This window comes from Streptomyces sp. V4I2 (assembly GCF_030817655.1).
GTDB lineage: Bacteria > Actinomycetota > Actinomycetes > Streptomycetales > Streptomycetaceae > Streptomyces > Streptomyces plumbiresistens.
Genome location: NZ_JAUSZM010000003.1, coordinates 3,500,835 through 3,521,857 on the forward strand (window position 1 = coordinate 3,500,835; position 21,023 = coordinate 3,521,857).

The 21,023-nt window shown below is 69.8% G+C and carries 20 protein-coding genes and 1 tRNA gene; 9 read left to right on the forward strand and 12 right to left on the reverse strand.

Annotated elements, in window-relative coordinates:
- The first annotated feature begins 109 nt into the window (after positions 1-109).
- Complete coding sequence (locus QFZ76_RS16780) at positions 110-463, forward strand: hypothetical protein (RefSeq protein ID WP_307674503.1); 354 nt, start codon at positions 110-112, stop codon at positions 461-463.
- Between the two features lie 90 nt (positions 464-553).
- Entirely contained in the window at positions 554-1,009 is a 456-nt protein-coding gene (locus QFZ76_RS16785; RefSeq protein WP_307674504.1) for a hypothetical protein, read from the forward strand.
- A 181-nt stretch (positions 1,010-1,190) separates the two neighbouring features.
- Here the strand turns inward: QFZ76_RS16785 and QFZ76_RS16790 are convergent.
- Positions 1,191-1,262: transfer RNA gene (locus QFZ76_RS16790), tRNA-Val, on the reverse strand.
- 234 nt (positions 1,263-1,496) lie between these two features.
- On the opposite strand from QFZ76_RS16790, the gene QFZ76_RS16795 reads away from it, so the two are divergent.
- The 3 genes from QFZ76_RS16795 (at position 1,497) to QFZ76_RS16805 (ending at position 4,002) form a co-directional block, all read left to right on the forward strand.
- A complete protein-coding gene (locus QFZ76_RS16795; RefSeq protein WP_307674505.1) occupies positions 1,497-2,267 on the forward strand; it encodes a DUF4097 family beta strand repeat-containing protein in 771 nt (256 codons plus the stop codon).
- A 75-nt stretch (positions 2,268-2,342) separates the two neighbouring features.
- Positions 2,343-3,734: a hypothetical protein gene (locus tag QFZ76_RS16800; RefSeq protein WP_307674506.1), complete on the forward strand. Its 1,392-nt coding sequence runs from the start codon at positions 2,343-2,345 to the stop codon at positions 3,732-3,734.
- A 43-nt stretch (positions 3,735-3,777) separates the two neighbouring features.
- The gene (locus QFZ76_RS16805; RefSeq protein WP_266440093.1) at positions 3,778-4,002 is read left to right on the forward strand and encodes a zinc ribbon domain-containing protein; all 225 of its coding nucleotides are present in this window, start codon (positions 3,778-3,780) and stop codon (positions 4,000-4,002) included.
- A 4-nt stretch (positions 4,003-4,006) separates the two neighbouring features.
- Here the strand turns inward: QFZ76_RS16805 and QFZ76_RS16810 are convergent, their stop codons facing one another.
- From QFZ76_RS16810 to QFZ76_RS16820, 3 genes are read right to left on the reverse strand one after another with little or no spacing between them, the layout of a single operon-like run.
- Complete coding sequence (locus tag QFZ76_RS16810; protein WP_307674507.1) at positions 4,007-4,816, reverse strand: HAD family hydrolase; 810 nt, start codon at positions 4,814-4,816, stop codon at positions 4,007-4,009.
- The gene (locus QFZ76_RS16815; protein ID WP_307674508.1) at positions 4,816-7,308 is read right to left on the reverse strand and encodes a phosphoribosyltransferase; all 2,493 of its coding nucleotides are present in this window, start codon (positions 7,306-7,308) and stop codon (positions 4,816-4,818) included. Before QFZ76_RS16815 ends, QFZ76_RS16810 begins: the two co-directional genes overlap by 1 nt.
- A gap of 23 nt (positions 7,309-7,331) precedes the next feature.
- Entirely contained in the window at positions 7,332-8,498 is a 1,167-nt protein-coding gene (locus QFZ76_RS16820; protein WP_307674509.1) for an HpcH/HpaI aldolase/citrate lyase family protein, read from the reverse strand.
- A 198-nt stretch (positions 8,499-8,696) separates the two neighbouring features.
- On the opposite strand from QFZ76_RS16820, the gene QFZ76_RS16825 reads away from it, so the two are divergent.
- The gene (locus QFZ76_RS16825) at positions 8,697-9,518 is read left to right on the forward strand and encodes a TerD family protein (RefSeq protein ID WP_307674510.1); all 822 of its coding nucleotides are present in this window, start codon (positions 8,697-8,699) and stop codon (positions 9,516-9,518) included.
- Between the two features lie 31 nt (positions 9,519-9,549).
- Here QFZ76_RS16825 and QFZ76_RS16830 read toward each other — a convergent pair whose 3' ends face one another.
- The 6 genes from QFZ76_RS16830 to QFZ76_RS16855 form a co-directional block, all read right to left on the reverse strand.
- Positions 9,550-10,287: a Tellurium resistance gene (locus QFZ76_RS16830; protein WP_307674511.1), complete on the reverse strand. Its 738-nt coding sequence runs from the start codon at positions 10,285-10,287 to the stop codon at positions 9,550-9,552.
- A 94-nt stretch (positions 10,288-10,381) separates the two neighbouring features.
- Complete coding sequence (locus QFZ76_RS16835; protein WP_307674512.1) at positions 10,382-11,527, reverse strand: DUF475 domain-containing protein; 1,146 nt, start codon at positions 11,525-11,527, stop codon at positions 10,382-10,384.
- Positions 11,528-11,576: 49 nt separating this feature from the next.
- The gene (locus QFZ76_RS16840; RefSeq protein WP_266440081.1) at positions 11,577-12,152 is read right to left on the reverse strand and encodes a TerD family protein; all 576 of its coding nucleotides are present in this window, start codon (positions 12,150-12,152) and stop codon (positions 11,577-11,579) included.
- A 100-nt stretch (positions 12,153-12,252) separates the two neighbouring features.
- Positions 12,253-12,828, reverse strand: a complete 576-nt coding sequence (locus tag QFZ76_RS16845) for a TerD family protein (RefSeq protein WP_307674513.1) — start codon at positions 12,826-12,828, stop codon at positions 12,253-12,255.
- 114 nt (positions 12,829-12,942) lie between these two features.
- Positions 12,943-13,401: a peroxiredoxin gene (locus QFZ76_RS16850; RefSeq protein ID WP_307674514.1), complete on the reverse strand. Its 459-nt coding sequence runs from the start codon at positions 13,399-13,401 to the stop codon at positions 12,943-12,945.
- Positions 13,402-13,529: 128 nt separating this feature from the next.
- Positions 13,530-13,967, reverse strand: coding sequence for a DUF3052 domain-containing protein (locus QFZ76_RS16855; protein ID WP_217240558.1), 438 nt, complete (start codon positions 13,965-13,967; stop codon positions 13,530-13,532).
- A 373-nt stretch (positions 13,968-14,340) separates the two neighbouring features.
- On the opposite strand from QFZ76_RS16855, the gene aceE reads away from it, so the two are divergent.
- Together aceE and QFZ76_RS16865 are read left to right on the forward strand one after the other, a co-directional pair.
- Entirely contained in the window at positions 14,341-17,073 is a 2,733-nt protein-coding gene (aceE, locus tag QFZ76_RS16860) for a pyruvate dehydrogenase (acetyl-transferring), homodimeric type (RefSeq protein WP_307674515.1), read from the forward strand.
- Positions 17,074-17,159: 86 nt separating this feature from the next.
- Complete coding sequence (locus QFZ76_RS16865) at positions 17,160-17,897, forward strand: potassium channel family protein (RefSeq protein ID WP_307674516.1); 738 nt, start codon at positions 17,160-17,162, stop codon at positions 17,895-17,897.
- 93 nt (positions 17,898-17,990) lie between these two features.
- On the opposite strand, the gene QFZ76_RS16870 is transcribed toward QFZ76_RS16865, so the two are convergent.
- Positions 17,991-18,299, reverse strand: coding sequence for a small hydrophobic protein (locus QFZ76_RS16870; protein ID WP_307674517.1), 309 nt, complete (start codon positions 18,297-18,299; stop codon positions 17,991-17,993).
- 306 nt (positions 18,300-18,605) lie between these two features.
- A complete protein-coding gene (locus QFZ76_RS16875; protein WP_307674518.1) occupies positions 18,606-20,225 on the reverse strand; it encodes an MFS transporter in 1,620 nt (539 codons plus the stop codon).
- A 96-nt stretch (positions 20,226-20,321) separates the two neighbouring features.
- On the opposite strand from QFZ76_RS16875, the gene QFZ76_RS16880 reads away from it, so the two are divergent.
- The gene (locus QFZ76_RS16880; protein ID WP_307674519.1) at positions 20,322-20,963 is read left to right on the forward strand and encodes a TetR family transcriptional regulator; all 642 of its coding nucleotides are present in this window, start codon (positions 20,322-20,324) and stop codon (positions 20,961-20,963) included.
- The last annotated feature ends 60 nt before the right edge of the window (positions 20,964-21,023 follow it).

The window sequence follows — 21,023 nt, forward strand, 5'->3', positions numbered from 1 at the left end:
CCGCCGCCCACGCCGACCACCGAACGGCATACGCACTCCGGCACACCCGTTCGCATGAACCACGCGAAGGAACTCGCCACCCAAATTCGAACAGGCGTAGCATTGTGCCGTGGCTACGACCTATGACTTTCCGAGTGACCTCCTCGCCGGTCAGGAGGAGCTGCATCAGGTCCGGGCCGAGCTGTCGGCCCTGCTCAAGCGGCTTCCCTGGTCGGTCGAGCCTCTGGACGGCTTCAGCGACGCGGGCGGCTGGCGCAAGGTGGAGCGCCCCGCCTCCCCCGGTTGGACAGCCGACGAACAGGCCGCGGTGGAGAAGCTCCGCCGGCGGGAGCACGAACTCGCGGTCTTCGTGAGCTGCCACCGCTTCTGGGCGGAGGTCGCGGCGGCGGAACGGGTGGACGCCCGCATGAAGCTGAAGCACGCGCGCGAGACTCCGGAGCAGCCGGAGAAAGAGGGAGCCTGAACCACGAAGACCCCGGCCGTGATCGGCCGGGGTCTGTCGTACCTCTGTGGCACCATGCCCCCTCAGACCGCACCGTCCATGGGGGGACACATGCGCACCCGCGCCACCACGCTCACCGCCACCGCCTTGCTCGTCACCGCGCTCACCGCCTGCTCGTCCAGCGAGGACAACGGCGACGACGCGGCTGCCGACAGCAGCAGCGCGAGCAGTCCGGCCGCCGAGGAGAGCAGCGCGCCGGGCGACGACGGCGCCCTCCAGCAGGCCGTGGAGGACTACACCACGGCGTACTTCGACGGTGACGACGACACCGCGTACGAAGCCCTGTCGGAGCGCTGCCAGGGCAAGATCACGCCCGAGGCGTATACGGCTGTGATCGAGCAGGCTGCGGCCGACCACGGCGACGGGCACCCGGCGACGGACGTGCAGGCGGAGGTGTCCGGGGATCTGGCCCGCGTCTCCTACAAGGTGGAGGGCCTGCCGAAGTTCGACCAGGAGTCGCAGCCGTGGGCGAGGGAGGGCGGCGACTGGAAGTACGACGCCTGCTGACCCTGCACCCCTGCGGGCCCCGTCACAGGCATCTCCGCGGCGAGGCCCTCGTACGTCATCCCGTCATCCCTCGGAGCGGCGGCGAGGCGGACTCCAGGTGGACTCCGCTCATGAGAACGGCCCCCCGGAGATCTCTCCGAGGGGCCGCCGAAGCTCTGCTGAGCCGGACCTGAACGGTCGGTGGGCGCGGACGGTTTCGAACCGCCGACATCCTGCTTGTAAGGCAGGCGCTCTACCCCTGAGCTACGCACCCGAGACGAGTCGACAGCCTACATTGCCCGGGGCACTGCCCCGCAAACCCGTATCGCGGAGCTGTGTGCGGCCGAGCTGTGTGTAAGGGCCACCTCCGTGGAACCTCCGGGGGTCTCCGGGGGTTATCCCCACCCGGAATCCGGGAGCGGCCCGGATGCCCCCGCCCGCCCGGGATCCGTACGGTCGAAGAGCGTCGTAGCACAGGCTTCGGCGCTCGTCCCAGGGGGAGACCGTCATGGCCCGTACCGTTCCCGTCCGTGCCCTCGCCGTCGCCGGTGTCGTCGCGGCCCTCGTCGCCGGTGCCACCGCGTGTGGCGCCTCCGCCGGCGACGACAAGGACCCCGACCAGCGGTCCTTCGCGCTGCGGGGCGACACGCTCACGATCGACTCCGACGACTCCGCGCTGGAGATCGTCGCCGCCGACGCGCACAAGGCGGGCACGGTCGACGTCACCCGCTGGTTCCAGGGCACGGTCGCCATGGGCAAGGACCCCAAGGTGACCTGGTCCATGAAGGACGACCGGCTGAAGCTGCGGCTGACGTGCTCCGGCGTGGTCGCCGACTGCGCGGCCAAGCACCGGATCGAGGTGCCGCGCGGGGTCGCGGTGAACGTCGTGGACGGGGACGGCAGCGTGCGCGCGCGGGGCTTCGAGGACGCGCTGAACATCCGTACCGGCGACGGCTCCGTGCGCGTCACCGACTCCAGCGGCCCGCTGGAGCTGCGTACCGGCGACGGCTCGGTGCGCGCGGAGGTCTCCTCGCGCGAGGTACGCGCCCGGACCGGTGACGGCTCCGTCCACCTCGAACTGGGCGCCGTACCCGACCTGGTGGAGTCCCGCACCGGCGACGGGTCCGTGACGATCGCGCTGCCCGACGCCACGTACCGGGTGACGTCCAGGACGGGCGACGGAGCCGAGGACATATCGGTACCTCGGGACGACTCCAGCTCGCATGTGGTGTCCGCGCAGACCGGCGACGGCAAAGTAACGGTCCGGACGGCGAACTGACCGGCCCGTGTGTTCGTCCTTAACCGGTGGGAGAATGACAGCGGGCAAGGACGAACCACAGCACGGGAGAGGGATGTGACGGCGACACCTTCGCAGTCGTACTCGCCGTTGGTGCCGCGCGCACACCACCCTGTGCGTCACGTGCTGCGGGACACCCTCACCCTGCTCGGACTGCCGCTCGTCGTCGCGATCGCCCTGCCCGCCGCCTTCGCGAGCGGTGGCGGCAGCGGAACCCGGCGCTGGTTCGGCGGGCGCGCCGAGAGCCAGCGGGCCGAGGCGCAGGCCGCGAAGGACGCCGCCGCGGCCGCGTTCTACGAGCTGGACACCGCCCAGCGTGACCTGCGGATCTCGATAGAGACCATCACGGCCGTCGACGACTCCCCGGCCGCCCGGCGCGCGGTCGCCGACTTCCAGGCGATCAGCAACCGCATCGACGAGGCCAGTCACCAGTACATCAACGCCGTCGACGCACACGACCTCGACCGGGACGACCTGGAGACCTCGGCCGCCGCGCAGGCCCGCACCGCGCTCGGCCGGGCCAAGGACGAACTGGGCCGGGTCAAGCAGGACCTGGACCGGTTCACGGCCGGGCTCGAACCGCTGATCGGCAAGGCCGAGACCCAGCTGGCCCGCCTCGCCCCCGCCGTCGAGCGGGCCCGGCAGGGCCTGCTGGCCGCGTCCAACGCGCTCGACGCCGTACGGGGATCGGGGCTGAAGGCGGACGACCTGGCCGCCCGGCTCGCCGCCCTCGGGCCCGAGCTGACCAAGCTGAACCAGGGCGCGGGAGCGCACGGCGTCCCCCAGACCCTGGAGCGCGCCGAGCGCGTGGCGCGGGAGGCCGAGTCGGTCCGGGTGGAGGCCGAGCGGCTGCCGGAGCGGGCCGCCGAGATCGACCACCGGCTGGTCTCCCTGCGCACCCGCGCCCAGGCCCTCACCACCCGCGCGGAGCAGCTCGACCCGATCCTGAGCGAGCTGCGGCGCCGCTTCGTGGCCGCCTGCTGGCAGGACCTCCAGCACGTGCCGGACCAGGCCGCGGAGAACGTGGCGCAGGCCGAGCTGAAGCTGCGCGAGGCCCGCGCCGCCCGCGACGAGCAGCGCTGGCCCGACGCGACCGCCCTGCTGTCGACGGTCCGGGCGCTGCTGAACACGACCGACGAGTCCGTCTCGGCCGCCGGGGACCGGCTGCGCCGGCTGAACGCCGTGCAGAAGGACCCGCAGCAGGAGATCGACCGCACCCGCTTCGCCATCCGCGACGCCCAGCGCCTCGCCATGGCCGGCCGCCACACCCCCGACCCGCATCACGCCCGCCCCCTGGACGACGCGGTCGCCCGCCTCGAGCGCGCGATCGGCACGCTGGAGGGCCGCCATCCGGACTACTGGCACTTCCTGACCGAGACGGAGGCGGTACGGCAGTCGGTGGCGCGGGTCGTGAACCAGATCCGGGAGGAGCGCGGGTCCGGGCACTGACGTGCCCCTACGACGGCGACCGTACGCCGGTTAACCTGTGCGCATGCCTCGCTATGAGTACCGCTGCCGGACCTGCGGCGACACCTTCGAACTGAGCCGTCCGATGGCGGAGTCCTCCGCCCCCGCCGACTGCCCCGCGGGCCACGACGACACGGTCAAGCTCCTGTCGACCGTGGCGGTCGGCGGCTCGGCCTCCGCGCCCGCCCCCGCGCCCGGGTCGGGCGGTGGCGGCGGGGGCGGCTGCTGCGGCGGGGGCTGCTGCGGCTGACGGGTCAGGCTTGCCGCGCCCCCCGCAGGAACTCCCGCAGGATCCGCTCCCCCGCCAGCACGCCCCGCTCCGGCAGCGCGCTGATCGTCGGGGCGCTCCAGTCGGCGTCGGCGAGTTCGCCGTGGCCCGGGCGCCAGCCCCGGTCCGCCGCCAGGAGCAGGTCGGCGTCCAGGAGGGAGTCGCCGGCGGCGAGGGTGAGCTCGGCGCCGGTGCGGCGGGCGACCTCGTGCATGGCCGCGCTCTTGGTGAGCGGCTTCGGGACGGCGTAGATCTTGCGGCCCTGGAGGGACACCGTCCAGCCGCGGTTCTCCGCCCAGACGGCGAGTTCCTTCACCCATTCCTCGGGGAGCAGTTCGCGCTCGACGACCAGGTAGGCGAAGAGGCCCTCGGCGTCGCGGTGCTTGCGCACCCAGAGCGGGTCGGCCGTCGTCATCAGGTACTCGCGGACCTCGTCCAGCGGGGCGCACTCGTCAGCGAGGCGGGCCGTCACGCGCGCGTGCCAGTCAGGGTCGGAGACGCCGTCCACCAGAAGGTGCCCGCCGTTCGCGCAGATCGCGTACGTGGGCGTGGGGCCGGGGAGGTTGATGCGCTGGTACTGCTTGCGGGTCCGGGTCGTCGTCGGAACGAAGACCGCCGCGTCGCCGAGTTCGGTGAGCAGGGCCGCCGAGGTCTCCGTCATGAACGACAGCGGCCTGCTCTCGTGCACCTCGACGCACAGCAGCCGGGGCGCCCGCGCGTCCGGCATGGTCAGCGCGAGGGCCGCGGCGGAGTAGATGAGCGTACGGTCGAGGTCGCTCGCCACCAGCACCGGCATCAGACCGTCACCGCCTTGCCGTCGGCACCCGTGGCGCCCCGCGTGTACTTGGGGTGGATCAACCCCACGCAGGTGTACGGGAGTTCGGCGACCTCTTCCACCGGGACACCTCTCTGTTCGGCCAGCAGACGCACATGGTCGAGGTCGGCGCCCGCCCCGGCCCGGGCGAGGATCTTCCAGGGCACCCGGCGCAGCAGCACCCGGGTGGTCTCGCCGACGCCGGGCTTGACGAGGTTCACGTCGTGGATGCCGTACTCCTCGCTGATGCGCTCGACGGCCGCCCAGCCCTCCCAGGTCGGGGCGCGGTCGCCGGACAGCAGTTCCTTGGCCTGCGCGTCCACCGCTTCCCCGACCTCGGGGAAGCGGGCGGCGACCGCGTCCAGGAAGGCCACCGACACATCGGCGCCGGCGAGTTCGCGGTAGAACTTGGCGCCGTGGAAGTCGTTGGGGCCGACCAGGTCCGCGCGCAGGACGGTTCGCGAAATCAGGCCGGAGACGGTCGAGTTGAGGCACGCGGACGGGATGAGGAAGTCCTCGCGGGTGCCGTACGTCCGCACGCACGAGCCCGGGTCGGCCAGCACCGCGATCTCCGGGTCGAAGCCCACCGCACCGCCCCTGGCCTCGAACTCCTTGACGGCGTCGGCGAGTTCGCGGGTGATGGCGCCCTTGCCGGTCCAGCCGTCGACGAAGACGACGTCGGCCGGGTCGTGGTGGGCGGCCAGCCAGCGCAGCGCGTTGGCGTCGATGCCGCGGCCGCGCACGATGGAGACGGCGTAGTGCGGCAGGTCGAGACCGTGCCGGAACTGGGCCCAGCGGCGCATCAGCACACCGATCGGCGTGCCCGCACGGGCCAGCGAGACGAGCACCGGCCGGGGAGAGCGCTCGGCGAGCACGAGCTCGGTGACCGCGCCCACCGCCAGCGCCAGCCGCCCCGCGGACGCCTCCAGCGCCGTGTGGAACAGCTCCTGGTACTGCTCGCTGGGCTGGTACTCCACCGGCAGCGACTCCGCGTAGTGCGCGCCGCCGCTCTGGATGGCCTCCTCGCGCTCCTCGGTCGGCGCCTCCAGCGTCACGTCCGAGAGGTCCTGGAGCAGCCAGCCGACCTCCTCGGGCGGGTACGAGGAGAAGGCGGGGCCGCGGAGGGGCTCGGGCAGCATTGCGGGCCTTTCGGGGACGTACAGCGGCTCGGGGACGTACGACGGTACGACCGCGAGGACCACGTGCGGGGTGTGCGCGGCCAGCCGGGCCAACAGGCCGTCGGACGCGTGCAGTTCGGGAGTGTCGGCGGCCGAGTCGACGACGGCGATGACGGCGTCGAAGCCGCCGCCCGCCACGTTGTAGGCGTACCGCTCGCCGGGGCCGTCGGCCGGGTCGTCGTGGGCGGGGAAGACGAGACGGCTGCGGATCGCGTAACCGGGGTCGTCGACCGCGAGGACGGGTGAGCGGGTGGTGGTGGAGTAGCGCACCTCGGCGCCGGCGGTGTCGGCGGTGTCGGCGGTGTCGGCGGTGTCGGCAGTGTCTACGAGCTGCTCCAGCTCGCGGGCCAGCCTGAGCGGCGCGTACATCAGCTCCTCGAAGCCGAGGACGAGCACGCGCCGGGCCTTCGGGGGCAGCGCCTCGGCGAGCCGGGCGGCCATGGCGGGCAGTGCCCTCTCCAGGCGTATTCGGTGCTGCGGCGTGAACCCGTGCCGCCCGCCGTCGGGCAGGCCGCGGGGCCAGCGCAGGTCGACGCGGGCGATCCGGCCGTACGACGGCGGGGCGGGGACGGCCGCGGCTTCGTGCCGGGCCACCAGCTCCTGCCCCTTCTCCAGCACCCCCTCCGGCAGCCGTACGGTCCCCGAGGCGGCCGCCACCAGGTCCACCCGGGCGCCGATCTCCCGCGCGAACTCGTCCAGGCGGCCGGCGTCGGCCGCCGAGCGCATGTCGACGAGGGCGACCACCACATACCGTCCGCGCGGATAGCGTTCGTGCAGGTCACGGATGGTGTTGAGGATCGTGTTGCCGGTGGAGAACTCGTCGTCGACCAGGACCAGCGGCCCGTCGCCGACCAGCAGCGCAGGATCCTCCGGCAGCAGCAGGTGGGAGGTGGCGTGCGAGTGGGACTCCTCGAAACCGCCGGCCGTGGCGACGCCCGGGACCGGGCGCCTGGTGGAGTGCAGGTAGGGCGCGAGGCCCACGCCGTCGGCGACACAGTGGCCGAGGCCGGTGGCGGTCTCCGCGTAGCCGAGGACGACCGCCCGGCGGGCCTCGTCGGCGCCGAGCAGGTCGCGGACCCGGCGGCCGAGGGCGAAGCCGTGGCCGTAGACGACGGACGGCGACTGCGGGACGTGCTTGCCGAGCACGTTCGACACCAGCAGGTGCGCCCGCTTGGGGTTGCGGCGCAGCGCCAGCCCCAGCAGCTCGGTCAGCCCGTCGTCGCCCACCAGTTCGACGCCGAGTCGCTCCGCGACCCAGCTGCCGGACCAGACGGCTTTGTTCACTGCGTGGTTCATACGTCCCTTGGTGGTCAGCGGTCTCAATCGGGGATTCCGGCCGCGAGCAGCTCCACGAAGCCGATGTCCTCGTTCGCCACACCGAACACCTCGGCGCGCAGCAGGGTCCGCTCGGCCCAGGCGCGATGCGGCTTCACTTCATTCATTTTGTTCGTGTACGCCGACCTGAGCACGCCGCCGCCGCCCCGCTCGGACCGCAGGATGTCCTGGGCGTCGCTGTACTCCTCGTGGCTGACCACGGAGAGTGCGTGCACGGGCAGCACGTGGGAGGGGTGGATGCAGGTCTTGCCCTGCAGGCCGTTGGCCTGGTCGAGGGTGATCTCGCGCAGCAGGCCGTCCATGGCGTGCTCGATGAGCGCCTCGCGCAGCTCCTCGGCCTTGCCCTCCAGGAAGGGGCTGCGGCGCAGCTGCGGCTTGAACATGCGCTCCTGGACGCGGAAGTACTCCCACACCGGCCCGGTCACCGTGAACCCGGTGCCGTCGGCCCGGCCCATCATGTTCACCACGTCGGCGATCACGGAGGCGACGACCTGGACGTCGTAGGCGGTCATGTCGGGCGCTCTGCGCAGGCCGTACGAGGAGCAGAAGTCGGTCACGCCGAGGCGCAGCGCCAGGACGCGCTCGCGGTACTTGTCGACCGCGCGGGAGATGCCCTCCAGGGTCTCCACCCGCGACTCCCGGTACAGCAGCTCGGGCGACTCCAGCACGGGCATCGCGAAGAGCCGCCGCCCGCTCGACGTCTCGGCGCTCGCCAGCGCCTCCAGGAAGGGGATGCCGCGCTCCTCGGTGAACTTCGGCATCACGAACCCGGACAGCAGCCGGGCGGCGGCACCGAGACGCTCCACGAGGTCGGGGATCTGCTCGGGCGTGCGGACCCGGATGAACAGCAGCGGCAGGTCCATGCCGTCGCGGCCGGCGAGGTCCTTGAACTGCCGGACGAGGTTCTCCTCGGCGTCCGCGACCTCCTCGTCGCCGATCGAGTCCTCCAGGCACAGCACCATCGAGACCACACCGCGTCCGGTCTGCTTGACGATGTCGTCGGCGAGCCGTGGCCGGGTGGCCGGACTGTAGAGCGTGGCGCCCAGGGCCACGGCGAGCAGCCGGGCCGAGGAGTCCGCGGTGAACTCGCACGGCTCCAGGTGGAAGAGGCGCTGCCGCACCTCAGGGGCGATGTGCCCGAAATGACGCATAGAACTCCCCCGTGGACGCTGATGGACTCCTGCGGGTTGTCCACAGGTGGCCGGTAATAGTACGTAGGGATCCATGTCCTGGGTTCCCGCAGGGCATGAATTTCAGGTAACGCGGACACACACACCCATGCACAGCCAAACACACGGATCTGCGACCCCGCGTTGTCGTGAGCAGGACCGAGAGGGCAGGATGACCGCATGACGCACGCGATGCTGAAGGGGTCGAACGTCCCGCTCGAAGCCACCACGGTACGCGCCGTGCTGCGCTGGGCGCCCGTGCCGGGGAGCCCTGTCGTCGACGCCTCGGCGCTGCTCCTCGGCCCCGACGGTCGTGTGCGATCCGACGAGGACTTCGTCTTCTACAACCAGCCCCGCCACCCCTCCGGAAAGGTCTGGTTGCTCGGCAAGAAGCGGGTCGCCGAGGGGCCCACGGACACGATCCAGACAGATCTCGCCGGTGTCGAGTCCGATGTCAGCCGGATTCTGCTGGTCGCCTCCGCGGACGACGTCACCTTCGACCACGTCCAGGGGCTGCACATCCTGCTGTACGACGCCGCCGTGGCCGACGGCGAGCCGCTGGCGCACTTCGACATCAAGCCGGAGACCGGCGAGGAGACCGCCCTGATCTGCGGCGAGCTGTACCGCCGCGGCGAGGGCTGGAAGTTCCGCGCCCTGGGCGAGGGCTACTCCAACGGCCTTCAGGGCCTCGCCACCGACTTCGGCATCGCGGTGGACGAGTCGGAGGAGCAGCAGACCCCGGACGAGCCCGCGGCCCAGTCGCCCCCGGAGACCTCCCAGCCCCTCCCCCCGGAACAGCCCACGATGGTCCCGGCCCAGCCGGACTACGGCTACCCCCAGCAGCCCGCCCCCACGGTCCAGCCGGCGTACGGCTACCCCCAGACCCCGGCCGCGGCGACGACGGGAGCCCCGGGCGGCTACGGCTACCCGCAGCCGGTGACGGCGGCACCGGCGCAGGAGTTCCGGCTGCCTCCTCAGGGACCTCAGTTCATCGGACGGTGAAGGGGCGCGGGGCTGTGACGTGGGCGAGCGCTCACCGCTCAGCCTTCGCCTTGTAGCCCCGCCCCCACTGCAATCCCCACCCGTACAACCGGTCCAGCTCCGCCTGGAACCCGTAGACGAACTTCACCTCACGCCGGACGATCATCTCTCCCTTCACGTTCTCGATCATCACCACCGCGCATGACCGAGCCTGGGGATGCCGCTCGTCGAGGCCTATCTCGATCCGCGGCCCGTTGCTGGGGTACAGCGTGACGATCGCGTGCGTACGGTCGAACGCCGGCGTCTGGTCGTAGATGTACACGAACACCAGCAGCCGCTTGATCGCGTCCCGATGGTCGAGGTTGACGTAGATCGTCTCCCCGGACGCCGACCCGAACCGGTCGTCCCCGCTGAGCTTCACGTACGGCGCCCCGTTGATCTCCCCGAGGTAGCCCCCGAGCGGCTGCACGACGCCCTTGGTGCCGTCCTGGAGCTCGTACAGGCACCCCAGGTCGAGGTCGACGTTGACCATGCTCTGGCTGTGCCCGAGGACCTCCGGCGGCTTGAGCGCCCTGAAGGGGTGCCGCAGCAGACTCTCCCGCTGGGAGCCGCCGAAGTCGGACGTCCGCATGCGCCAGGCCAGGTTGATGCGCAGATGCCCGGTGGCGGCGCCCTGCTTGGTGAGCGACACCTGGGCGTGCCGTTTGGTCAGCTCGATGGAGTTGGTCGCCGCGTTGCCCGAGTCGAAGTCGGACTCCTGCCCGCGCCGGAGCCCGTCGAAGAAACCCATTCCCGCCCCACCTTCACGTCAAAGACCGGCGGGGCGGCGCCGAGGACTCGCCTCGACGCCGCCCCGCACAGAGCGTTCCTCACCCCGAGGGGTGTCACACCCCGGACGACACCTCAGTCTTGTCGTCCGAGCCCGCTTTTCCCTCGGCCGCTGCCAGTGCCTTGTTGCGGCGCACGGAGGACCAGAAGGACCAGCCGATCAGGAACACACCGATGAATCCGGTGATGAGCTCGCTGATCTGGTACTGGATGGTGACCAGGAGGATCGCGGCGAGGGCACCGATCGCGTAGTGCGCGCCGTGCTCCAGGTAGACGTAGTCGTCGAGGGTGCCCTGGCGGACGAGGTACACGGTCAGCGACCGGACGTACATCGCGCCGATGCCCAGGCCCAGCGCCATCAGGACGATGTCGTTGGTGATGGCGAAGGCGCCGATCACGCCGTCGAAGGAGAAGGACGCGTCCAGGACCTCGAGGTAGAGGAACATGAAGAACGCGGCCTTGCCGGCCATGACGACCGCCGAGCGGGGCTTGCCCTGGCGTTCGGCGGCTTCCTCCTCCTCGTGCTCGCGCTCCTCCTGTTCTTCGAGCCTGTCCTCGAAGAAGCCGGAGAGACCGCCGACGATCATGTAGGTGATGAGGCCGCCGACACCGGAGAGCAGGACCGTCTCCGCCTTGTCGACGTGGGTGCCGCCGTGCTGGTGGGCGTGGGTCGCGAAGGTCAACGCGGAGATCAGCAGCACGACCAGGGCGATGCAGACCGAGAGCATGTCGACCTTGCCGAGCTTGGCGAGCGGCCGCTCGAGCCAGCCCAGCCACTTGATGTCCCGGTCCTCGAAGATGAAGTCGAGGAAGATCATCAGCAGGAACATGCCACCGAAGGCGGCGATCGACGGGTGAGCGTCGGTCACCAGCTGCTCGTAGCGGTCCTTGTCGGTGAGGGCGAGGTCGACGGCCTCGATCGGACCCATCGAGGCACTGACGGCGACGATGACGACGGGGAAGACCAGTCGCATGCCGAACACGGCGATGAGCACGCCGACGGTGAGGAAGATCTTCTGCCAGAAGGCAGACATCTTCTTCAGGATTCCGGCGTTGACCACTGCGTTGTCGAAGGACAGCGAGATCTCGAGAACGGAGAGGATCGCCACGATACCGAAGCCGGTCCACCCCCCGTAGAAGACCGCCGCGACGAGGCCGAGCGCGGTGACCGCGAACGACCAGCCGAAGGTTTTCAGAACCACTGGCTACCCAATCCTGTAAGTACGGATTTCTATCGCGCCGTACTCGGCTTTACGAAACATTGACTCCGAAGTCTAGAGCGATGCCCCGCAGCCCCGACGCGTACCCCTGCCCCACGGCCCTGAACTTCCATTCCCCCTGGTAGCGATAGACCTCGCCGAAGATCATCGCGGTCTCTGTGGAGGCGTCCTCGCTGAGGTCGTAGCGAGCGAGTTCCTGGCCGTCGGCCTGGTTGACCACGCGGATGAAGGCGTTGCTCACCTGGCCGAAGCTCTGGCCGCGCTCGTCGGCCTGGTGGATGGAGACGGGAAAGACGATCTTGTCGCACTGCGGCGGCACCTTGGAGAGGTCGATCAGCAGCGACTCGTCGTCGCCCTCGCCCTCACCGGTGAGGTTGTCGCCGGTGTGCTCGACCGAGCCGTCCGGGCTCTTGAGCTGGTTGTAGAAGACGAACCACTCGTCCCCCAGCACCCGGCCGTTGTTGCACATCAGCGCGCTGGCGTCGAGATCGAAGGGCGCGCCGGTGGTGGAGCGCGCGTCCCAGCCGAGCCCGACCGTCACCTGGGTGAGGTTGGGTGCGGCCTTGGACAGGGAGACATTGCCTCCCTTGGCGAGCGTGACGCCCATGATGCTGGTCCCTCCCCGAGACAGTCCTTCTCTGCTTGTCCTGCACGTCCGGCGCCGCACGCAAACCGTGCGGCGCCGGACGGTGAGACCTGCCGTGGGCTCAGACGTTCACGCCGAAGTCCTGGGCGATGCCGCGCAGGCCCGAGGCGTAGCCCTGGCCGATGGCACGGAACTTCCACTCCGGGCCGTTGCGGTAGAGCTCGCCGAAGACCATGGCGGTCTCGGTGGAGGCGTCCTCGGAGAGGTCGTACCGCGCGATCTCGGCGCCGCCGGCCTGGTTCACGACGCGGATGAACGCGTTGCGCACCTGGCCGAAGGACTGCTGGCGGTTCTCGGCGTCATAGATCGACACCGGGAAGGTGATCTTGTCGACGTCGGCCGGGACGGCGGCGAGGTTGACCTTGATCTGCTCGTCGTCGCCCTCGCCCTCACCGGTGAGGTTGTCGCCGGTGTGCTCGACCGAGCCGTCCGGGCTCTTGAGGTTGTTGAAGAAGATGAAGTTGGCGTCACTGGTGACCTTGCCGGACGCGTCCAGCAGCAGCGCGCTGGCGTCCAGGTCGAAGTCCGTGCCGGTGGTGGTGCGGATGTCCCACCCCAGACCGACGATGACCGCGGTCAGGCCCGGGGCCTCCTTGGTCAGCGATACGTTGCCGCCCTTGCTGAGGCTGACTCCCACGAGTCCTCCATTGGTGTCCGGGGGCTGGGAGGCCCCGCCGTGCGTTCGATGTCGGATCAACGAGTCGATCCTAGTGACGGGTTCCCGCACCACGCATGGCGTGGAACCGAAGAATCACAGGGTGTCGAGCGCCTTGACGTACTCGTTCAGGTCACGCGCGTCCGGCAGGGCGTTGACGACGGTCCAGCGCACGACGCCCTCCTTGTCGATGACGAAGGTGCCGCGCACCGCGCAGCCCTTGTCCTCGGCGAAGACGCCGTACGCGCGACTGACCTCGCCGTGCGGCCAGAAGTCGCTGAGCAGCGGGTATTCCAGACCCTCCTGCTCGGCGAAGACGCGCAGGGTGTGGATGGAGTCGTTCGAGACGGCGAGCAGCTGGGTGTCGCGGTCGGAGAACTGCGGCAGGTGGTCGCGCAGCTCGCACAGCTCGCCGGTGCACACGCCCGTGAAGGCGAAGGGGTAGAAGATCAGTACGACGTTCTTGCTGCCGCGGAAGTCGGACAGCTTCACGGTCGCGCCGTGGTTGTCCTTGAGCTCGAAGTCGGGGGCCTTCTCGCCGACCTGGATCGCCATCGCCTCGGATGTCCCTTCGTGGGCTGTTCGGGTGAGAACCACCCTACGCAGCGATCACCGAGGGGCTTCGGACGGGCTGGGGGTCTCGGCCACTGCCGAGTGCTGACCAGCCCGTCCGGCGCTGCGGGCTACTTCTTGGACTTCGCGGCCTTCGGCGTCACCAGCCGGCTGCCGCTCCAGTCCTTGCCGACGCTGACACTCTTGGACGCGGACAGCCCTGCCGTGGTCGCGGCTTCAGAGATGTCGCTCGGCTCCACGTAGCCGTCCCGGCCGGTCTTCGGCGTCAGCAGCAGGATCGAACCGCCCTCTTCGATGTACGTGATGGCATCCACCAGTACGTCGGTCAGGTCGCCGTCCTCGTCGCGGAACCACAGCACAACGGCGTCGGCGACGTCGTCGTATTCCTCATCCACGAGGTCTGTGCCGATGACTTCCTCAATGGCCTCGCGGAGTTCCTGGTCTACGTCGTCGTCGTAGCCGATCTCCTGGACCACCTGCTCGGGCTGGAACCCCAGCCTGACGGCAGGGTTCGTCCGCTCCTCCGCGTGGTCCGCGGTCGCGCTCACGGGTTGCCTCCTGATCATGTCTTGGTGAATGTCTCAGCCACGCGCGTGCGCGAAGCAATGGCCGTAGTCCACACGGGCGGGACCGATCGCGCAAGTACCCGGCCGTTCGGACCGCCGAAACGGTGACGATACCGGCCGTGTCGCCGCAACCTACGGCACACCGCCCCAGTCCGAGGTGATGCAGCCCACACCCATGTGCCCTGTTTGTACGTTTGGGAACCCCACTTGGGGGCGCCCGTGCGTACCAGGCTCTGATTACCTCACAGTAGAGATGACGTTTGCGACGCCGAGGTACACGATGGGGAACGGTGCAGGCATACGAAAACCCCGAGGAAACCCTCGCAAAGCAGCCCTCTGACAGGTAAGGAACAGCGTGGCTTCCGGATCCGATCGCAATCCGATCATCATTGGCGGCCTTCCGAGTCAGGTTCCTGACTTCGATCCCGAAGAGACCCAGGAGTGGCTCGACTCCCTCGACGCCGCTGTGGACGAGCGCGGCCGGGAACGGGCCCGCTACCTGATGCTGCGGCTCATCGAGCGCGCCCGCGAGAAGCGCGTGGCCGTGCCGGAGATGCGCAGCACGGACTACGTCAACACCATCCCCACCAGGGCTGAGCCGTTCTTCCCGGGCAACGAGGAGATCGAGCGCCGGATCCTGAACGCGACCCGGTGGAACGCCGCGGTCATGGTCTCGCGCGCCCAGCGGCCCGGCATCGGCGTCGGCGGCCACATCGCCACCTTCGCCTCCTCGGCCTCCCTCTACGACGTCGGCTTCAACCACTTCTTCCGCGGCAAGGACGAGGGCGACGGCGGCGACCAGGTCTTCTTCCAGGGGCATGCCTCCCCGGGCATCTACGCCCGCGCATTCCTCCTCGACCGCCTCAGCGAGCAGAACCTGGACGCGTTCCGCCAGGAGAAGTCGAAGGCGCCGTACGGCCTGTCCAGCTACCCGCATCCGCGGCTGATGCCGGACTTCTGGGAGTTCCCGACCGTGTCGATGGGCCTCGGTCCGATCGGCGCGATCTACCAGGCCCGGATGAACCGCTATCTCCACGCGCGCGGGATCGCGGACACCTCCAAGTCGCAGGTGTGGGCGTTCCTCGGCGACGGCGAGATGGACGAGCCCGAGTCGCTCGGCCAGCTGTCCATCGCCGCCCGTGAGGGCCTGGACAACCTCACCTTCGTGGTCAACTGCAACCTGCAGCGGCTCGACGGCCCGGTGCGCGGCAACGGCAAGATCATCCAGGAGCTGGAGTCGATCTTCCGGGGCGCCGGCTGGAACGTCATCAAGCTGGTGTGGGACCGCACCTGGGACCCGCTGCTGGCGCAGGACCGCGACGGCGTGCTGGTCAACAGGATGAACACCACGCCGGACGGGCAGTTCCAGACGTACGCCACCGAGACCGGCGCGTACATCCGCGACCACTTCTTCGGCGACGACCACCGGCTGCGCGCGATGGTCGAGGGCATGACCGACGACCAGATCCTGCACCTGGGGCGCGGCGGTCACGACCACCGGAAGATCTTCGCGGCGTACAAGGCGGCCGCGGAGCACAAGGGCCAGCCGACCGTGATCCTCGCCAAGACGATCAAGGGCTGGACGCTGGGGCCGAACTTCGAGGGCCGCAACGCCACGCACCAGATGAAGAAGCTGACGGTCGCCGACCTCAAGGGCTTCCGCGACCGGCTGCACCTGCCGATCTCCGACAAGGAGTTGGAGTCGGGCGCGCCGCCCTACTACCACCCGGGCCGGGACTCGGAGGAGATCCAGTACATGCACGACCGCCGCAACTCGCTCGGCGGTTACGTCCCGACGCGCGTGGTGCGCTCGCAGCCGCTCCCGCTGCCGGACGAGAAGACGTACGCGACCGTGAAGAAGGGCTCGGGCCAGCAGTCCATCGCGACGACCATGGCCTTCGTCCGGCTCCTGAAGGACCTCATGCGGGACAAGGAGATCGGCAAGCGGTTCGTGCTGATCGCGCCGGACGAGTACCGCACCTTCGGCATGGACTCCTTCTTCCCGAGCGCGAAGATCTACAACCCGCTCGGCCAGCAGTACGAGGCCGTGGACCGGGACCTGCTCCTCGCGTACAAGGAGTCGCCGACCGGGCAGATGCTGCACGACGGCATCTCCGAGGCGGGCTGCACCGCCTCGCTGATCGCCGCCGGTTCGTCGTACGCCACGCACGGCGAGCCGCTCATCCCGGTGTACGTCTTCTACTCGATGTTCGGTTTCCAGCGCACCGGCGACCAGTTCTGGCAGATGTCCGACCAGCTGGCGCGCGGCTTCGTGCTGGGTGCGACCGCGGGCCGTACGACCCTGACCGGTGAGGGCCTCCAGCACGCGGACGGCCACTCGCAGCTGCTCGCCTCGACCAACCCGGGCTGTGTGGCGTACGACCCGGCCTACGGCTTCGAGATCGCGCACATCGTGCAGGACGGGCTGCGCCGGATGTACGGCCCCGACAGCGAGGACGTCTTCTACTACCTCACCGTCTACAACGAGCCGATCCAGCACCCGGCCGAGCCGGCGAACGTGGACGCCGAGGGCATCGTCAAGGGCATCCACCGCTTCGCTCAGGGCACGTCGGGGTCGATCCCGGCGCAGATCATGGCGTCCGGTGTCGCGGTGCCGTGGGCGGTCGAGGCGCAGAAGATCCTGGCCGAGGAGTGGAACGTGAAGGCCGACGTCTGGTCGGCGACCTCCTGGAACGAGCTGCGGCGCGAGGCCGTGGCCTGCGAGGAGCACAACCTGCTGCACCCCGAGGAGGAGCAGCGGGTGCCGTACGTGACGCGGAGGCTGTCCGGCGCGGAGGGACCGTTCGTGGCCGTGTCCGACTGGATGCGGTCGGTTCCGGACCAGATCGCGCGGTGGGTGCCGGGGACGTACCAGTCGCTGGGCGCCGACGGCTTCGGCTTCGCCGACACCCGTGGGGCGGCGCGCCGCTACTTCCACATCGACGCGCAGTCGATCGTGGTGGGCGTGCTGACCGAGCTGGCGAAGGAGGGCAAGGTCGACCGGTCGGCGCTGAAGCAGGCCATCGACCGCTACCAGCTGCTCGACGTGTCGGCGGCGGACCCGGGGGCCGCGGGCGGCGACGCGTAGCGCGGAGCGCATGACTGAGTGAGGGCGGTGGGGCAGCCTGTGGCCCCACCGCCCTCACTGCTTCACCACTTCTTTACGATGCGGGCATGAAGGAACAGACGCCGCAGGTGCGTTGGGAGCGGCGCACCCAACGGCCTTTGCTGGCGCTCGCCGTGCTGTTCGCCGTCGCCTACGCCGTGCCCATCGTGGTCAGCCCGGCGAGCCGGTCACTGACCCTCGCCTGCACGACCGTCGAGTGGGCGGTGTGGGGGGCCTTCGCCGTCGACTACCTGGTGCGGCTGGTCCTCTCGGAGGATCGCCGGCGGTTCGTACGGACGCACTGGCTGGACCTGTGCGCGGTGGCGCTGCCGCTGATCCAGCCGCTCAGGCTGCTGCGGCTGGTGTCGACGCTGGTGCTGGTGCAGCGGCGGGCGCGGATGGCCTCGCAGATCCGGCTGACGACGTATGTCGCGGGGGCGGTGGTCGGGCTGCTGATGTTCGGGTCGCTGGCCGTGCTGTCGGTGGAGCGGGAGTCGGCGGACGGGAACATCAGGACGCTGGGTGACGCGGTGTGGTGGTCGTTCACGACGATGACGACCGTGGGCTACGGGGACCACGCGCCGACCACCGGCCTCGGGCGGATCATCGCCGTGGGGCTGATGCTGTCCGGGATCGCGCTGCTGGGTGTGGTGACCGCGAACATCGCCGCGTGGTTCATCGCCCGGTTCGAGAAGGACGACGTGGAGGAGCGGCGGCAGACGGAGGCGATCCGGCTGCTGACCGATGAGGTGCGGGCGTTGCGGGCGGAGGTCGCGGCGTTGCGGGAGACGTCCGTCAACAGGTGACCGGCGTTGCGCCGCTGGGTTGGGTGTCGCGAACCTGCGCTCGCGGGTGGGCCCCCGGCGTCCCACCGGGGGCCCTTCCCTCACGCCCCCGGGTCAGAACATGCCCGTGCCCGGGGTTGCCGCTCCGGCGATCCAGATGACCGCCAGGAGCGTGTCGATGGCGCCCAGTACCAGGGCGACCAGGGCCGGGACGGGGCGGGTGCCCGCCCAGCTGCGGCCCATGGCGAGCCAGCCGCAGACGATCGCGACGGGGCCGAGGATGATCCCCAGCACAAAGAATCCGGCGATCGCACAGATGACTCCGATGATTCCGAGCGTCGCGCGATCCGGCCCGCTCCGTGACCACGTCCGGCTACGTGAGCGGGGGTACCTGCGCGTTCCGTGTCCGAAGCCCGCCATCATCAACTCCCTGAACCCCTCGGTTGGTTGGGTTCGTTTCGGGTTCGACGATGCGAGTACCCCCGATGCGGTGCCTAATCCTCCGGCCTTGCGGCGCGCCGCCCCCCTCCGGCGGCGCGCCGCAGATCCGGTCGCCCTCATTCGTCGTACGAACGTCCCGAACTTGCCTGGGGAACATGCCGCACCGGAGGGCTTGACCACTGTGACCTGCGGCGCGTACCGGGTGCGAGGAATCTTTAGCGTTGTCACCCTGATAGGGGAACTCCGCCTATTCCTCCCGGGGTTGGAGAAGGACGGGGTGTATTGGGGTCAGATGTGCCCGACGCCCGCGCCCGCCTCGGCGTTCTCGCCGCGCTTGGTGAGCATCGCGACCAGGACGGCGAGGACGGCGACCCCGGCGGCGACCAGGGACGCCAGGCTCATGCCGGAGACGAAGGTGTCGTGCGCGACGTCGGTGATCTTCGCGGCGACCGCCTCCGGCGTGCCCGGCGCGACCGGTGCCGCGCCGACCTGGACCGCCTCCTTGGCCTGGTCCAGCTGGGTCGGCGCCAGGTCCGGGAGTCCCGCGTCCTTCCAGTTGCCCGCGAGGTCGCTGTCCACCTTGGAGGCCATCACGGCGCCCAGGACGGCCGTACCGAGGCTGCCGCCGATCTGCATCGCGGCCTGCTGGAGTCCGCCGGCGACACCGGAGAGCTCCATCGGGGCGTTGCCGACGATCACCTCGGTGGCGCCGACCATGACGGGCGCGAGGCCGAGACCCAGCAGGGCGAACCAGAGCGACATGAGACCGCTGCCGGTGCCCGCGTCCAGGGTGGACATCCCGAACATGGCGATGGCGACGGCGGCCATGCCTCCGGCCAGCGGAACGCGCGGGCCCAGCTTGGTGATCATCGCGCCCGCGAGCGGGGAGCCCACGATCATCATCCCGGTGAGCGGGAGGAGGTGCAGACCGGCGTCGATCGGGCCCATACCGTGCACGTTCTGCAGATAGAAGGTGACGAAGAACAGGCCGCCCATGAAGGCGATCGCCATGAGGACCATGAGGACGACACCCGCCGACAGCGGGACCGAGCGGAACAGCGCCAGCGGGATCAGCGGCTCCTTGACCTTCGTCTCCCAGAAGGCGAAGAGCGCGAAGCCGACGACGGACACAAGGAGGAAGGTCCAGGTCGTGCCGGAGCCCCAGCCCCATTCCGGGGCCTTGATGAGCGCCCACACCAGGCAGAACATGGCGGCCGACAGCAGGGCGATGCCCAGGATGTCGAAGGAGCGCGGGGCGTTCTCGGCGCGGTGGTCGAGCAGGATGAACACGCCGAGGGCGACGGCGAGGATGCCGACCGGCACGTTGATGAAGAACACCGACTGCCAGTTGACGTGCTCGACCAGGACGCCGCCGAGGATCGGGCCGCCCGCGGTGGAGGCGCCGATGACCATGCCCCAGATACCGATGGCCATGTTGAGCTTCTCGGCCGGGAAGGTCGCGCGCAGCAGGCCGAGCGCGGCCGGCATCAGCAGCGCGCCGAACAGGCCCTGCAGGACCCGGAAGGTGACGACCAGCGCGATACTGTCGGACATTCCGATGGCACCGGAGGCGGCGGCGAAGCCGACCACGCCGATCAGGAAGGTCTGCCGGTGGCCGAAGCGGTCACCGAGCTTGCCCGCGGTGATCAGGGAGACCGCGAGGGCGAGGAAGTAGCCGTTGGTGATCCACTGGACGTCGGCGAAGCTCGCCTTCAGGTCCGACTGGATGGCCGGGTTGGCGATGGCCACGATGGTGCCGTCCAGGGCCACCATCATGACCCCGACCGCGACGGTTATGAGCGTGAACCAGGGGTGGCCGCGCAGCCCGGAGGCAGGCGACCCGCCGGACGGGGCTGATGGTGCCTTGTCCCCCGGCCCCGTCTTGTCGATGGTGGTCTGACTAGTCATGCGTTCGAGGCTAATGACAGCCGCTGACAATTGACAAACCAATTCACAAGTCGGTAACTGTCACGACAGTGATTGTTATTTAGCAGGGAGATGCCCATGGACACCGCGGCACGGCCGGGACTGCGCGAGCGCAAGAGGCAGCGCACCCGTGACGCGCTGATCAGGGCCGCCCTCGAACTGTTCGTCGGCCGGGGGTACGAGCAGACGACCGTCGACGACATCGCCGAGGCGGTCGACGTCTCGCAGCGCACCTTCTTCCGCTACTTCGCCAACAAGGAGGAGGCCGCGCTCGCCGTCCAGGAGATGACGGTGGAGCGCTTCGTCGAGTCGGTGCGCCAGCGCCCGGCGCACGAGGCGCCGATGGAGGCGCTGCGACAGGCGGTCCTGGAGGGCTGGGACACGCTCAACGAGATCGTCGAATCCGTCGTACCGGTGGAGCTGCATCTGCGCATGTCCCGGGTGATCGAGTCGACGCCCGTCCTGCTCGCCGCCCATCTGCGCCGCTCCGCGGAGATCGAGGAGATCATCGCCCGGGTGCTCGCCGAGCGCGAGGGCCTCGACGTGGACACCGACCCGCGCCCCCGGCTGACGGTGGCCGTGTTCAGCGGGGTGATACGGGTGACGGAACGTCAGTGGAGCACCGGCGAGGACTTCAGCCTCGACGCGATCCGCGCCCTGACGGTCAGGTACCTCGAACAGGTGGGACCGGCGTTGACCGGAAACTGGCGAACGGCCTGAAGGCGACCGCACTATGCACCGAAGACCCCACTTTGTCCAAACGTGATTCACGCCACTTGG

Excerpts from the sequence above, each read along its gene's own strand:
- QFZ76_RS16840 (WP_266440081.1), bottom strand. The coding sequence starts at position 12,152 with ATGGGCGTCACGCTCGCCAAGGGAGGCAATGTCTCCCTGTCCAAGGCC.
- QFZ76_RS16880 (WP_307674519.1), top strand. The coding sequence starts at position 20,322 with ATGGACACCGCGGCACGGCCGGGACTGCGCGAGCGCAAGAGGCAGCGC.
- QFZ76_RS16875 (WP_307674518.1), bottom strand. The coding sequence starts at position 20,225 with ATGACTAGTCAGACCACCATCGACAAGACGGGGCCGGGGGACAAGGCA.
- QFZ76_RS16785 (WP_307674504.1), top strand. The coding sequence starts at position 554 with ATGCGCACCCGCGCCACCACGCTCACCGCCACCGCCTTGCTCGTCACC.
- QFZ76_RS16825 (WP_307674510.1), top strand. The coding sequence starts at position 8,697 with ATGACGCACGCGATGCTGAAGGGGTCGAACGTCCCGCTCGAAGCCACC.
- QFZ76_RS16830 (WP_307674511.1), bottom strand. The coding sequence starts at position 10,287 with ATGGGTTTCTTCGACGGGCTCCGGCGCGGGCAGGAGTCCGACTTCGAC.
- QFZ76_RS16850 (WP_307674514.1), bottom strand. The coding sequence starts at position 13,401 with ATGGCGATCCAGGTCGGCGAGAAGGCCCCCGACTTCGAGCTCAAGGAC.
- QFZ76_RS16815 (WP_307674508.1), bottom strand. The coding sequence starts at position 7,308 with ATGAACCACGCAGTGAACAAAGCCGTCTGGTCCGGCAGCTGGGTCGCG.
- QFZ76_RS16865 (WP_307674516.1), top strand. The coding sequence starts at position 17,160 with ATGAAGGAACAGACGCCGCAGGTGCGTTGGGAGCGGCGCACCCAACGG.
- QFZ76_RS16805 (WP_266440093.1), top strand. The coding sequence starts at position 3,778 with ATGCCTCGCTATGAGTACCGCTGCCGGACCTGCGGCGACACCTTCGAA.
- QFZ76_RS16810 (WP_307674507.1), bottom strand. The coding sequence starts at position 4,816 with ATGCCGGTGCTGGTGGCGAGCGACCTCGACCGTACGCTCATCTACTCC.
- QFZ76_RS16795 (WP_307674505.1), top strand. The coding sequence starts at position 1,497 with ATGGCCCGTACCGTTCCCGTCCGTGCCCTCGCCGTCGCCGGTGTCGTC.
- QFZ76_RS16870 (WP_307674517.1), bottom strand. The coding sequence starts at position 18,299 with ATGATGGCGGGCTTCGGACACGGAACGCGCAGGTACCCCCGCTCACGT.
- QFZ76_RS16820 (WP_307674509.1), bottom strand. The coding sequence starts at position 8,498 with ATGCGTCATTTCGGGCACATCGCCCCTGAGGTGCGGCAGCGCCTCTTC.